This window comes from Actinoplanes sp. NPDC051851 (assembly GCF_040681165.1).
In the GTDB taxonomy this organism is placed as follows: Bacteria; Actinomycetota; Actinomycetes; order Mycobacteriales; family Micromonosporaceae; genus Actinoplanes.
Map to the genome: position 1 here is coordinate 54,311 of NZ_JBFAYF010000053.1, position 13,469 is coordinate 67,779.

At 72.0% G+C, this 13,469-nt stretch carries 13 protein-coding genes; 10 read left to right on the forward strand and 3 right to left on the reverse strand.

Translation table 11 applies throughout. The features are described 5' to 3' along the window. Window positions 1-29 precede the first annotated feature (29 nt). The 7 genes from metF (at window position 30) to crtI (ending at window position 6,052) form a co-directional block, all read left to right on the forward strand. A complete protein-coding gene (gene metF, locus AB0M08_RS36365) occupies window positions 30-953 on the forward strand; it encodes a methylenetetrahydrofolate reductase [NAD(P)H] (RefSeq protein ID WP_364503722.1) in 924 nt (307 codons plus the stop codon). Between the two features lie 10 nt (window positions 954-963). Beyond that, window positions 964-1,599 (forward strand): CDP-alcohol phosphatidyltransferase family protein, encoded by a 636-nt coding sequence (locus tag AB0M08_RS36370; protein WP_364503725.1) that lies wholly within the window; start codon window positions 964-966, stop codon window positions 1,597-1,599. 92 nt (window positions 1,600-1,691) lie between these two features. Beyond that, window positions 1,692-2,129, forward strand: coding sequence for an HNH endonuclease (locus AB0M08_RS36375; RefSeq protein WP_364503728.1), 438 nt, complete (start codon window positions 1,692-1,694; stop codon window positions 2,127-2,129). A gap of 46 nt (window positions 2,130-2,175) precedes the next feature. Continuing rightward, window positions 2,176-2,640: a MarR family transcriptional regulator gene (locus AB0M08_RS36380; RefSeq protein WP_364503731.1), complete on the forward strand. Its 465-nt coding sequence runs from the start codon at window positions 2,176-2,178 to the stop codon at window positions 2,638-2,640. Window positions 2,641-2,673: 33 nt separating this feature from the next. Continuing rightward, a complete protein-coding gene (locus tag AB0M08_RS36385; RefSeq protein ID WP_364503734.1) occupies window positions 2,674-4,122 on the forward strand; it encodes an MFS transporter in 1,449 nt (482 codons plus the stop codon). Continuing rightward, window positions 4,110-4,583 carry a hypothetical protein gene (locus AB0M08_RS36390; RefSeq protein ID WP_364503737.1) on the forward strand — a complete coding sequence of 158 codons (474 nt, stop codon included), beginning with the start codon at window positions 4,110-4,112 and terminating at the stop codon, window positions 4,581-4,583. Before AB0M08_RS36385 ends, AB0M08_RS36390 begins: the two co-directional genes overlap by 13 nt. Next, a complete protein-coding gene (gene crtI, locus AB0M08_RS36395) occupies window positions 4,580-6,052 on the forward strand; it encodes a phytoene desaturase family protein (protein WP_364503740.1) in 1,473 nt (490 codons plus the stop codon). Before AB0M08_RS36390 ends, crtI begins: the two co-directional genes overlap by 4 nt. 12 nt (window positions 6,053-6,064) lie before the next feature. Here the strand turns inward: crtI and AB0M08_RS36400 are convergent, their stop codons facing one another. From AB0M08_RS36400 to AB0M08_RS36410, 3 genes are all read right to left on the reverse strand, one after another. Further along, window positions 6,065-7,768, reverse strand: a complete 1,704-nt coding sequence (locus AB0M08_RS36400) for a substrate-binding domain-containing protein (RefSeq protein ID WP_364503743.1) — start codon at window positions 7,766-7,768, stop codon at window positions 6,065-6,067. Window positions 7,769-7,871: 103 nt separating this feature from the next. Beyond that, a complete protein-coding gene (locus AB0M08_RS36405; RefSeq protein WP_364503746.1) occupies window positions 7,872-8,636 on the reverse strand; it encodes a class I SAM-dependent methyltransferase in 765 nt (254 codons plus the stop codon). 67 nt (window positions 8,637-8,703) lie between these two features. Further along, window positions 8,704-9,627, reverse strand: a complete 924-nt coding sequence (locus tag AB0M08_RS36410) for a LysR substrate-binding domain-containing protein (RefSeq protein WP_364503762.1) — start codon at window positions 9,625-9,627, stop codon at window positions 8,704-8,706. Between the two features lie 143 nt (window positions 9,628-9,770). Between AB0M08_RS36410 and AB0M08_RS36415 the strand changes: the two genes are divergently transcribed. From AB0M08_RS36415 to AB0M08_RS36425, 3 genes are read left to right on the forward strand one after another with little or no spacing between them, the layout of a single operon-like run. Then, the gene (locus AB0M08_RS36415) at window positions 9,771-10,439 is read left to right on the forward strand and encodes a succinate dehydrogenase cytochrome b subunit (protein ID WP_364503765.1); all 669 of its coding nucleotides are present in this window, start codon (window positions 9,771-9,773) and stop codon (window positions 10,437-10,439) included. Between the two features lies 1 nt (window position 10,440). Continuing rightward, on the forward strand, window positions 10,441-12,387 hold the full coding sequence (locus tag AB0M08_RS36420; RefSeq protein WP_364503749.1) for a fumarate reductase/succinate dehydrogenase flavoprotein subunit: 1,947 nt from the start codon (window positions 10,441-10,443) through the stop codon (window positions 12,385-12,387). Next, complete coding sequence (locus AB0M08_RS36425; protein WP_364503752.1) at window positions 12,387-13,130, forward strand: succinate dehydrogenase/fumarate reductase iron-sulfur subunit; 744 nt, start codon at window positions 12,387-12,389, stop codon at window positions 13,128-13,130. Before AB0M08_RS36420 ends, AB0M08_RS36425 begins: the two co-directional genes overlap by 1 nt. Window positions 13,131-13,469 lie beyond the last annotated feature (339 nt).

Consider the following 13,469-nt stretch of genomic DNA (forward strand, 5'->3'; position numbering starts at 1 on the left):
CTCGTTCACCGGCCCGGTACAGTGCGGGTGTGTCTCTCGGTCTTCCCTCCCGGCTGCCCGGCGCCCCGTCCGTGGGCGCGTTGATCCGTGGTGAGACTCCGACGTTCTCGTTCGAGTTCTTCCCGCCCAAGACCGCGGAGGGCGAGCGTCTGCTCTGGCAGACCATCCGTGAGCTGGAGTCGCTGCGCCCGAGCTTCGTCTCGATCACGTACGGCGCCGGCGGGAGCACCCGGGACACCACGGTCGCGGTGACCGAGCGGGTGGCGACCGAGACCACGTTGCTCCCGATGGCGCACCTGACCGCGGTGAACCACTCGGTCGCCGACCTGCGGAACGTGATCGGCCGGCTGGCCGGCGCGGGCATCCGCAACGTGCTGGCGTTGCGCGGCGACCCGCCGGGCGACCCGATGGGCGCGTGGGTCCGCCACCCCGACGGCGTGCTCTACGCCGAGGAACTGGTCCGGCTGATCCGCGAGGCCGGCGACTTCAGCGTGGGGGTGGCCGCGTTCCCCTACAAGCACCCGCGCTCCGCCGGCGTCGAGGACGACACCCGCAACTTCGTGCGCAAGTGCCGGGCCGGCGCGGAGTACGCGATCACCCAGATGTTCTTCGACGCCGACGACTACCTGCGCCTGCGCGACCGGGTGGCGGCCACCGGCTGCGACACCCCGATCGTGGCGGGGGTGATGCCGGTGACCCGGATGGGCACGATCGAGCGGGCCACCCAGCTCTCCGGGGCGCCGTTCCCGCCGGCCCTGCTGCGCCGGTTCGAGCGGGTGGCCGGGGACGAGCGGGCGGTCCGCGAGCTGGGCATCGAGACCTGCTCGGCGATGTGCGCGCGGCTGCTCGACGAGGGCGTCCCGGGCATCCACTTCATCACGCTGAACCGGTCGACCGCGACCCGCGAGGTCTGGCAGCTACTGGCCCCGGCCGAAGTGGCCGCCGCGGCGTGACGACCGGGCCATGACCTGGGACGAGTACGCGACGGCCTGGTCACGGCTGCACGGCGGCTTCGACCCGCGCGCGGCGAACGGGATCGTCCGCCGGTGGGTGCTCACGGCGTACACCATGGGAAGTTGGCTCGGTCGCCGGCGGGTGTCGCCGATGAGCGTGACCACGACGGGCCTGGGGGTGTGCCTGGCCGTGCCGCTCGCGGCGCTGGCCGGCGGGCCGGGGCTGGTGCTCGGCGCGGCGCTGGTGCTGCTCGCGGCGGTGGTGGACGGCCTGGACGGCGCGGTGGCGGTGGTGACCGGCCGGGTGACGAGGACCGGTTTCGTGTACGACTCGGTGGCCGACCGCCTCGGTGAGCTGGCCTGGCTCGCGGCCTTCTGGGTGGCGGGCGCCCCGGGATGGCTGATCGTGATCACCGGCGCGGTGTCCTGGCTGCACGAGTACGTGCGTGCCCGCGCGGCCGCCGCCGGGATGTCCGAGATCGGCACGGTGACCGTGGGGGAGCGGCCGACCCGCGCGCTGGCCGCCGGGTTCGGCCTGCTGGCGGCGGCCCTGGGCGTGGTCTGGCCGCCGGTCGCGCTCTGGCTGGCCCTGCAGTGCGCCGGCCTCGCGCAATTGTCGGCCGCCGTCCGCCGCGCATTGGCCTGACCTTTTAATCGGTTGTCCGCTGTCGATACCGAGCCTTACCGTCGTTGCAGCAAAACGACGAAAGCCCAGCTCAATCGGGGGGTGAATTCGGTATGAGCGCGGTTCTGGTATTGAACGCGGACTTCGGGCCGCTGCACCGGGTCAGCCTTCGGCACGCGATCCGGATGCTGTTCCGTCAAGTGGCGGTGGTGCACGAGGCGCAGCCGGACGCGACGATCGGGGTCTATCAGGTGCCGACCGTGGTCCGGCTGGTGAGCTATGTGGTCACCCGCTGGCGGCACGGCCGCGGCCCGGGCTGGTCGCGGGCCGGCGTGCTGACCCGGGACGCCCGCGTCTGCGCCTACTGCGGCGCGCCCGCCTCGACCATCGACCACGTGCTGCCCCGGTCGCGCGGTGGCGCCAACGAATGGTCGAACACGGTCGCGGCCTGCCACCGCTGCAACAACCGGAAGGGCGACCGCACCCCCGCGGAGGCCCGGATGCCGCTGCGGATGACGCCGCGGGCGCCGCTCTGGTCCGCCTTCGCCTGAGATGATCATCCCGGAGCGGTCGTCCGCTTCGGGATAATCTGGTGACATGCCAGCACCACAGCGCACCCAGCTCGACATCAGCCGCCTGCTCAACGAGGCCGGCCACAGCATGACGAATCGGCTGGCCGCCGCGCTCGCCGAGGTCGACCTGACGCCGCGGATGCAGTGCGTGCTGATCCACGCCCTGGAGGAGGAGCGCACCCAGATCCAGCTGGCCGCGCTCGCCGGCGTGGACAAGACGACGATGGTCGGCACCGTCGACGAGCTGGAGCGGCGCGGTCTCGCCGAGCGCCGCCCGTCCGCGACCGACCGGCGGGCCCGGATCATCGCGGTCACCGAGAAGGGCCGGCTCGCCGCCGAGGAGGGGCAGCGCATCGTCGACCGGGTGCACGGCGCGGCGCTCGACGAGTTTCCGGCGGCGGCCCGGACAGCCTTCCTCGACCTGCTCAGCGCGCTCGCCGTCACCGCAGAGGAGGGCCCGCAGGCGATCCGCCGCCCTCGCGGGAAATAGTTCCGAAGCAGATTATCTGCTACGGTCCGATGTATGACCTCTTCTCGTGGGGCGACTCTGACCGTGCTGTGCGCGGTGGCGCTGATGGTCGTGCTGGACAGCACGATCGTGGCCGTGGCGATCCCGGCCATCCAGCGCGATCTCGGCTTCACCCAGGCCGGGGTGGCCTGGGTGGTGAACGGCTACCTCGTCGCCTTCGCCGGCCTGCTGATCCTGGCCGGCCGGCTCGGCGACATCCTCGGCGACCGCCGGGTCTTCCTCACCGGGCTCGCCGTCTTCACCGCGGCCAGCCTGCTCTGCGGCCTCGCCCCGAACGCCGGCCTGCTGGTCGCCGGCCGCTTCGTGCAGGGCATCGGCGGCGCGTTCGCCTCGGCCGTGGTGCTCGGGATGATCGTCCGGCTCTACCCCGAGCCGGGACCGCAGGCCCGCGCCATGGGCATCTTCAGCTTCACCCAGGCCGGCGGCGCCGCGATCGGCTTCGTCGCCGGCGGCGTCCTCACCGACCTGGCCGGATGGCCCGCGATCTTCCTGATCAACGTTCCGATCGGCGTGGTCGCCTGGCTCGTCGCCCGCCGCCTGCTGTCCGGGGGCACGACCGTGGGCGGGCGCCTCGACATCCTCGGCGCCCTCCTGATCACGCTGAGCCTCTCCCTCGTCGTCTTCGCGATCGTCCGCGCGGTCGACCTGGTCGCCGCGGCTGCGGCCGTCGTCGCTTTCGCCCTTTTTCTGGTACGTCAAGCAGTCGCGTCCACCCCGCTCGTGCCCCCGCACCTGCTCCGCCGTGGCTGGCTGCTCGCCACCAACGGCACGGTCGTCCTGATCCTCGCCGCCGGGATGGGCTTCCAGTTCGTCAACACGCTCTTCCTGCAGCGGGTGATGGGCCTGGACACCCTGCACACCGGCCTGGCCTTCCTCCCCACGCCCGTGGTGATCGGCCTGGTCTCCCTGTTCGCCGCGGCCCGGCTGACCGCCCGCCTCGGCCCGCGCCCGGTCCTGATCGCCGGCCTCGCCCTGCTGGTCGCGGGCCTGTTCCTGCTCTCCCGGGCCCCGCTCCACCCGTCCTACGCGACCGACCTTCTGCCGGGCCTGGTCGTGATGGGCCTCGGCGTCGGCGTGACGGTCCCGTCGATCATGATGCTCGCCATGGCCGGCGCGTCCCCGGAGGAGACCGGCCTGATCTCCGGCCTGAACAACACGGCCCAGCAGGCGGGCGCCTCCCTGGGCCTGGCAACCCTCGCCGCCGTCGCCGCCCACCGCGTGTCCGCGACCCCGTCCCCGTCCGCCTTCCACGACGCCTACACCTCCGCCTTCCTGGTCGCCGCATGTTTCGCCGCCGCCGCCCTGTTCATCGCCGTGCTGGCCTTGCGCCACCCACCTTCCGCGCCGTCCGCGCCCGCCGCGTCCGCGCCCGCCGCGCTGGCGCCCACCGTGCCCGCGCCCGCCATTCCTGCTTCCGCTCCTGCCGCGCGGTGCCCGGGCTGAACCGCTCCCGGCTGCCTCTCGCGGCGGAGGGCGCCGGCGCGATCGCCGGCGGCCTCCTCGTCGGCCGCCTGCTGGCCCGGTTCTCCGCCACCCGGGTCGCCGCGCTCGGCGCCCTGCTCTTCGCCGCGGCCTGCGTGCTCTGGTCCCTCCCGTGGTGGCCCGCGATGATCATCGGTAGCGTCCTCGCCGGTCTCGGCCTCCCCTGGCCGTTGATCGCCGCCGTCACGGCCATCCAGACACACGCCCCGGACCGCCTGCTGGGCCGTGCCTCCGCCACCGGCACCATGCTGATGTTCGGCCCGATCGCCGTCGCCATCCCGCTCGGCGCGGCCCTGGTCACCCTCGGCGCCACCCCGATCCTGCTACTCGGCGCGGGCACGGTTCTCGCCGCCGCCGTCGGTGCGGCTCGCACGGGTGCGCCCGCGCGCTCCACAGCCGCAGCGGGGATCATGCGGGAGTGAGTGACATCGTCGTGGTCGGCGCCGGGGTCGGCGGCCTGTCCGTCGCCGCCCGCCTCGGCGCCGCCGGCCACCGGGTGACCGTCTTCGAGCGCTCCGCCTCGGTCGGCGGCAAACTGGCGTCCCACGAGCGGGACGGCTTCCGCTTCGACACCGGGCCGAGCCTGCTCACGCTGCCGCAGGTCTTCACCGGTCTCGGCCTGCGCCCCGATCCGCTCGACCCGGTCGTCCGGCACTTCTTCCCGGACGGCACGGTCCTCGACTCGTCCGCCTCGCACGACGTCTTCCTGGACCGGATCGCCGCCGCGCTGGGCGCCGGGGCCGCCCGGGACTGGGACCGCTTCTGGCGCCGGGCCGCCCGGATCTGGCACGCCTCCTGGGAATCGGTGCTGCAGCGCCCGGTGACCGCCGCCTCGCTGGCCCGGCTCTCCTGGCGGGTGCCCGACCTCGCCGCGATCGCGCCGGGCCGGTCGCTGCGCGCGCTGGGCCGCCACTATCTGCACGACTGGCGGCTGCGGATGCTGCTGGACCGCTACGCCACCTACACCGGCGCCGATCCGCGGCGGGCGCCCGCCGCGCTCGCCGCGATCCCCTACGCCGAGCTCACCTTCGGTGGCTGGTATCTGCCCGGCGGCCTGGTCACCCTGGCTGATTCGCTGCACGCTCAATGCCTTGCTTCCGGCGTACGCATCAAGCTCGACTCAACGATCACCGCGATCGAGGCGGACACCCGGGTGACCGGCGTGCGCCTCGCCGACGGCCGCCGTGTCCCCGCCGACGTGGTGGTCTCCAACGTGGACGCCGCGGCCCTCTACCGCGACCTGCTCCCCACCCCGTCCCGTCTGCCCGCCCTCACCGACCGCAGCCTCGCCGGCTTCGTCCTGCTCCTCGGCGTCCGCGCCCCGGCTCCCGATGCCCCCACTTCCGGCGCCCCGGCCCCGGGTCTCTCCGCAGGGGGCCTCGCCCACCACAACGTCTTCTTCCCGCGCAACTACGACGCCGAGTTCGACGCGGTCTTCGGCGCCCCCGGCCGTCGCGCCCGCCCGGCCGACGACCCGGCCGTCTTCGTGACCCGCCCGTCCGACCCGCTCGTCGCGCCGCCCGGCCACGAATCATGGTTCGTCCTGGTCAACGCCGCCCGCCACGGCACCGCGTGGTCCGCGGTGGACTGGCGCCGCCCGGGACTCGCCGAGGAGTACCGCGACCACATCCTCGCCCTGCTGGCCGCCCGCGGCGCCGACGTCCGGGACCGCCTGCTCTTCGCCGAGACCCGGACCCCCGCCGACCTGGCCGACGCGGCCGCCGCTCCGGGCGGCGCGATCTACGGCACGGCGGGCGGCCTGCTGCGCCCGTCGCACCGCGCCCCGATCCCCGGCCTCTTCCTGGTCGGCGGCTCGGTCCACCCGGGCGGCGGCCTCCCGATGGTCACCCTGTCGGCCCGGATCGTCGCCGACGAGATCGGCCCCGCCTGACCGGGTACGCGGTCACTCCGCGTGGGCGGCCAGGAACGCCTGGGCCATGCCGGAAGCCAGGTCCGCGGGGTTCTTCACCCCGATCACCTTGCCGCCGGTCGCCTTCGCCATGGCCTGCAGCGACGTCGTGTTCGCCGCCGACCCGTAGCCGACCGCGATCACCGGCACCGGCTTGGCCGGATCCTGCCCGTCCGACAGCTTCTTCAGGAACGTCGCCTGTGACATCGAGAACCGTGTTCCCCCGTCCGACCCGTCGGTGAGGACCACGACCACCGTGGCGGTGCCCTCACGTACGTGCCCGCGCATCTCGTCGACACCGTCCAGGACCGTCTGGAAGAGCGGCGTACCCGCATTGGTCACCGGTCGGTACCCGCCGATCTTCGTGGCCATCAGCTCGCGCCGGGCCTTGCCGCCGACGGCCTGGGAGATCGGGCCGAAGGCGACCTCCTCGGTGTGCGCGCTGTCGCCGCCGCCGAAGAACCACATGCCGATGCTGGTGTCCTCGCCGAAGAGCTGGGCGGCGCTGGCCCCGGACTCGCGGAGCAGCGCGGCCTTGGTGGTGGTCCGGCCGTCGTTGCCGGTGATCTTCTGGTTCATCGAGCCGGACGCGTCGATCAGCAGCAGGACCTGGAAGGCGAGCGAGCGGTAGCCGGTCCACTGCCGGGCCTCGCCGAGCAGCTCGGTGGGGTCGGCGGGCAGTTCGAGCGTGCCGGTGCTGGGCCGGTCGCGGAAGCCGGCGTCGGCCATGGCCGCCTCGGTGACGGCGGTGCGCAGCTTCTTGGCCAGGGCGGTGGGCGCGCCCTTGCGGATCGCGTACGGATAGTCCGCGTCCACCCTGCCGTCTCCCGGTACGACCCCGGCGACCTGCACCGGGTGACTGGTCGCGCGGTACGCCTCGACCTGCTGCTCGGTCGACGGGAACACGCCGACGGCGTAGACGGAGTTGGTCGCGTCGGCCTGCTCGCCCATCTTGCTGAGCAGCAGGGTCGGGTCGGCCTGGGCGTCCTGGAGCCGACTGCGCAGGGTGAGCGCCTGCAGCTGGGCGATGCCCGCGTCGGTGCTGGCCTGTGCGGCGGCGTTGCGGACGGCGAGCAGGCTGAGAAGACCGGTGGTGGTCTTCTCCGGGTCGGGCATCTGCACCACGGGCAGCTTGTTCTGGACGGCACCCTGGATCAGCCCGGCCCAGCTCGTCCTGCCGCCGGGGGCGTACACGCTCTTGATCGCCTCGGGGCCGGCGAGCACGACGGGGGAGTAGCCGAGCGGGTCGCCGGAGACGGTGTAGTCGCCGCCCTTCGCCGCGGCGACCTTGAGCCAGAGGCTGCTGGACGGGATCCAGACGTCCGGGCGATCGCCGGCGGCCGCGGTCACGCCGGGTTCCTCGGCGTCGACCGCGACGGTGGCGCAGCGCTGCCCGGACGGGGTGAGGGTGGCCGCCGCCTCCCGGATCACCGGGGCGATCTCCGGTGCGGCGGCGACGTGCAGTTCCGGGTCGGGGCAGGGCGACGCGCTCGGCGAGGGCGCCGTGGTGACCGGTGTGGCGGGTGCCGCGGACGAGTCCCCGGTGCCGTTGCGCATCAGCCGCCAGGCGATGCCGCCGGCCGCCACCAGGACGAGCACGACGAGGGCCCCGGCCAGCAGGGTCCTGGTCCGGGACGGGGGCACCTCCGGGTACTCCCCGTCCGGTGGGACGGGGTCGGAGTAGGAGAGGTCGGGCATGCCACCTACCTCACGTAGAGGTCGACACCGATGGGTGCGGATAGTAGTCCGGGATCGGGACGCCGCAATTCCTCGACGACGGTTCCCGGCAGATCTGGCACGTTCACGACATCAGCCGGGGAGCCGCCGCGGCGATCACTATCAGCTCGCCGTCGCTGCCGAGTCCGACCGGTTCCCGGCCCCAGCCGCCGTACACCGTGTCCACCCGGAAGCCCGCCGCGCGCAGCGATTCCCGCAGTTCGGCTTCGGTGCGGAAGCGCAGCCGGATCGGGTCGGCGAGCCGCCGCCCGTCGGCGAAGAGATAGTGATTGGTGATCGCGACCAGCCCGGAGCGCTCGTCGGTCCCGGTCACCTCGGTCCACGCGGTCACCGTCGTGCCGTCCGGGAGCACGACGGCGCGGGTGTTGCCGGAATGCCAGTCCTCCCACGCCCGGCCGGCCGGGTCCCGGCCGTGGAAGACCAGCCGCCCCTCGGTGACCAGGGCCCGCCGCAGCGCGCGCAGCACCGCCTCCCAGTGGTCGTCTCCGGCGAACCGCTGGACCACGTAGCCGGTCAGGAACGCCGTGTCGTAGGTGCGCGCCGGCAGGTCGGCGGTGTCGGGGTCGGCGCGGATCCAGTGCACCAGGTCGGCGTCCTCCTGGGCGCGGGCGGCCTCCAGCGCGGGGCCGGACGGGTCGACGGCCGTGACCTCGTGACCGGCCCGGGCCATCGCGACGGCCAGCCGGCCGGTGCCACAGCCCATGTCGAGGACCCGGGGCGCGGACTTCTCGGCGAGCACCGCCATGAAGAAGTCGTCCTCCCAGCCCCAGGGACACTCGGCGTCGTAGACCTGTACCAGCCGGGGGTCCCGGAGCTCGCCATGCCACACCCCTGGGACTCTAAACGCACTGTAGACAGTTGACTACCCGAAGTGGACCGTGATGCCCGCCGATGCTCTACAGCGCCCGTACGCCGAACGGAAGCCGGCCGGAGGCGATGTGCTCGACCACCACCTCGCGGAGTGCGGCCGCGGCGTGCGGCAGGACCGCGACCCGGCGCTGGGCCAGGGCGATCGTCCGGCGCATGCCGGGCGGCGCCAGTGGCGTCGCGCGCAGCAGGGGACGGTTGGCCAGGACCATGCTCGGCACCACGGCGACGCCCAGCCCGGCCTCGACGAAGGCGAGCACCGCGTCCATCTCGCCGCCCTCGACCGCGAACTTCGGGGTGAAGCCGGCCCGTTCGCAGGCCTGCAGGGTGGCGTCGCGGATGTCGTAGCCCTCGCGGAACATCACCATCGGCGTGTGGCGCAGCTCCGCCAGGTCGAGTTGCCGGGCCACCGTCGGCGGAGGCTCGGCGGCGACGGATGCCACCACCAGGCTCTCCCGTACGAGCTCCGTGGTGCTCAACGCGGGATCCACGCCCTGCTCGGGTGCGACGATCAGCGCCAGGTCCAGGGTGTGCGCCAGCAGCCCGGCGATCAGGTCGGGCGAGCTGCCCTCGGAGACGTGCAGCCGGATGTCCGGATGGTCGGTGCGATATGTCCGCAGCACCGCCGGGACCAGGGAGGAGCAGAGGCTGGGCGTGGCGCCGAGGCGGACCTCGCCGCGCCGGAGACCGACGATGTCCTGGACGGCGTCACGGGCCGTGTCGGCGTCGGTGACGATGCGTTGCGCGAGGGGCAGGAGGGTCTGGCCCGCGACGGTGAGGTTGACCGCGCCGCGCACGCGCTCGAAGAGTGGGGCGCCGAGTGAGGCTTCCAGAGTGTGAATCTGCTTACTCAACGTAGGTTGCGACACGCCCAGTTCATCCGCTGCTTGGGTGAAATGTCGGGTCTCCACCACGGCCAGGAAGTACCGTAGTTGTTGAAGCTGCACACTAATAGCCTATCGCTATGACTACCTCCCCCTTCATGCATTAGACGAATGGATCGGGACTTTCTACCGTCCAGGTTGTGGCGGTAGACACTCCTATTCCCAAGACCAAGAACGCGGCGGGGGCGCCGGCAACGCCCACCCCGCGCACGGTGGTCCGGCCCTCGTCGATCATCTTGAAGATCACCATGGCGGTCAGCGGCATCCTGCTGGTGCTCTTCCTCTACGTACACATGATCGGCAACCTCAAGATCTTCTTGGGCGCGGTCGACTTCGATCACTACGCACACTGGCTGCGGTCGCTCGGCACGCCGCTGCTGCCGGACATGTGGTACCTGTGGATCCAGCGGACGGTCCTGACCGTCGCCGTGATCGCGCACATCTACACCGCGGCGGTGCTGACCCTGCGGGCCAAGCGGGCCCGCCCGGTCAAGTACGCGCACCGGCCCAAGGTCCAGGGCAGCTACGCCGCCCGGACCATGCGCTGGGGCGGCGTGATCGTGCTGCTCTTCATCGTCTTCCACATCCTCGACCTGACCACCGGCACGGTGAACCCGAACGGGGACCACGAGCACCCGTACGCCAACGTGGTCGCGGACTTCGCGCCCGAGCGCTGGTACGTGACGCTCTTCTACGCCCTGGCGATCGTGGCGGTCGGTTTCCACCTGTGGCACGGGATCTTCAGCGCGGCCCGGACGCTGGGCCAGCAGACCGAGAAGGGCCAGCGGCGCGCCAAGACGATCGCCGCCGTGCTCGCCGCGGTCCTGGTGGTGGGGTACCTCTCGGTGCCGTTCGCGGTGATGACCGGATTGGTGGACTGACATGACCGACACGGAATTCTGGGCCGAGGGCGAACCGGTCGTCGACAAGGCCGCGCCGGACGGGCCGATCGAGACCCGCTGGGAGCGCCGCAAGTTCTCCGCGAAGCTGGTCAACCCGGCGAACCGCCGGAAGCTGACGATCATCGTGGTCGGCACCGGTCTGGCCGGTGGCTCCGCGGCGGCGACGCTGGCCGAGCAGGGCTACCACGTCAAGTCGTACTGCTACCAGGACAGCCCGCGCCGCGCGCACTCGATCGCCGCGCAGGGTGGCATCAACGCCGCGAAGAACTACCGGAACGACGGCGACTCCGTCTACCGGCTCTTCTACGACACGGTCAAGGGCGGCGACTTCCGCGCCCGCGAGTCCAACGTGTACCGCCTGGCCCAGGAGTCGGTGAACATCATCGACCAGGCCGTGGCGCAGGGCGTCCCGTTCGCCCGCGAGTACGGCGGCCTGCTGGACAACCGCTCGTTCGGCGGCACCCAGGTGTCGCGGACGTTCTACGCCCGGGGCCAGACGGGTCAGCAGCTGCTGATCGGCGCGTACCAGGCCCTGGAGCGGCAGATCGGCCTCGGCAACGTCGAGATGAACACCCGGCACGAGATGCTCGAGCTGATCATCGTGGAGGGCAAGGCCCGGGGCATCGTGGTCCGGGACATGGTCACCGGCGAGATCACCACCGAGCTCGCGGACGCCGTGGTGCTCGCCTCCGGCGGGTACGGCAACGTCTTCTTCCTCTCCACCAACGCCAAGGGCTGCAACGTCACGGCATCGTGGCGGGCGCACCGCAAGGGCGCGTACTTCGCGAACCCCTGCTACACGCAGATCCACCCGACCTGCATCCCGGAGTCCGGCTCGCACCAGTCGAAGCTGACCCTGATGTCCGAGTCGCTGCGCAACGACGGCCGGGTCTGGGTGCCGAAGGCGCAGAAGGACACGCGTAAGGCCGCGGACATCCCGGAGGACGAGCGCGACTACTACCTGGAGCGCATCTACCCGTCGTTCGGCAACCTGGTGCCGCGTGACATCGCGTCGCGGGCCGCCAAGAACGTCTGCGACGAGGGTCGTGGCGTCGGCCCCGGCGGTCTCGGCGTCTACCTGGACTTCGCGGACGCCATCAAGCGCCTGGGCCAGAAGGCGGTCGAGGCCAAGTACGGCAACCTCTTCGAGATGTACCAGCGGATCACCGGCGACGACCCGTACGAGACGCCGATGCGCATCTACCCCGCGGTGCACTACACGATGGGCGGCCTCTGGGTCGACTACGACCTGCAGTCGACCATCCCCGGCATGTTCGTGGTCGGCGAGGCGAACTTCTCCGACCACGGTGCCAACCGGCTCGGCGCGTCCGCGCTGATGCAGGGCCTGGCGGACGGCTACTTCGTGCTGCCGAACACGATCAACAACTACCTCGCGTCCGGGCCCTTCCCGAAGGTGAGCCAGGACGACGCGGCCGTCGTCGCGGCCCGCAAGGAGGTCGAGGACCGGATCTCGACGTTCCTCTCGATCGACGGCGACCGGACCGTGGACTCCTTCCACCGCGAACTCGGCCACATCATGTGGGAGTACTGCGGGATGGAGCGTACGGAAGAGGGCCTGACCAAGGCGATCGGCCTGATCCGGGCGCTCAAGGAGGAGTTCTGGACCCGGGTCAAGGTGCCCGGTAAGGGCGAGGAGCTCAACCAGAACCTGGAGAAGGCCGGCCGGGTCGCCGACTTCATCGAGCTCGGCGAGCTGATGTGCATCGACGCCCTGCACCGGCGGGAGTCCTGCGGCGGTCACTTCCGGGCCGAGTCGCAGACCCCGGACGGCGAGGCGCTGCGCCACGACGACGAGTTCGGCTACGCCGCGGCGTGGGAGTACTTCGGCGCCGACGGCAAGCCCACCCTGCACAAGGAAGAGCTCGTTTTCGAGTACGTCCACCCGAGCACGCGGAGCTACAAGTAATGGACATTCAGGTACGGGTGTGGCGTCAGGCCGACTCCGGCGACCGGGGCCGGATGGTCTCGTACGACGTCAAGGACATCTCGCCGGACGCGTCGTTCCTCGAGATGATCGACGTCCTGAACGAGAAGCTGATCCTCGACGGCGACGACCCGATCGCGTTCGACCACGACTGCCGTGAGGGCATCTGCGGCATGTGCAGCATGGTGATCAACGGGGTGGCGCACGGCCCGGAGAAGGCCACCACCACCTGCCAGCTCCACATGCGGCACTTCAAGGACGGCGACGTGATCGACGTCGAGCCGTGGCGCGCCGCCGCCTTCCCGGTCATCAAGGACCTGGTCGTCGACCGCTCCGCCTTCGACAAGATCATCCAGGCGGGCGGCTACATCAGCGCCCCGACCGGCACCGCGCCGGACGCCCACGCCGCCCCGGTTCCGAAGAAGGACGCGGACGCCGCGTTCGAGGCGGCCACCTGCATCGGCTGCGGCGCGTGCGTGGCGGCCTGCCCGAACGGCTCCTCGATGCTGTTCACCGCCGCGAAGATCACCCACCTCGGCCTGATGCCGCAGGGCCAGCCCGAGCGCGACAGCCGGGTGATCGACATGCTCCAGGCGCAGGACGACGCCGGCTTCGGCGGCTGCACCAACATGGGCGAGTGCTCCCAGGTCTGCCCGAAGGGCATCCCGCTGAGCCTGATCGGCCGCCTGAACAGCGACTACCGCAAGGCGATCAGCAAGAGCTGAGGCTCCGGACGGCGGGTGCACAGCGTGGTGTCCCGCCGCCCGGCTCTCCGCTCTCGGCAATCTCCAGGCGTCCGGCCCAACGGCGTGCCGGGCGCCCGGTCCCCGAACCCGCGACCCACGGTCGCGGGTTCTCTGCCGTCCGGATCGTGCCCGTGAAGCCCGCCCGAAGTCGGCTGGCGTGCAGGGTGTCTCGGGCCGGCCGGCTGGCGATCCGGGGTGTCTCAGGCCGGTCGGGGGGGGGGCCGGGGGGGGGGAGGGCCGCCCGGAAGACCCCCAAGCCCCCCCCCGCCCGGGGAGCGGGGCCCCCCAGGGAGGCCAAACACCCCCCCCCACCCCCCC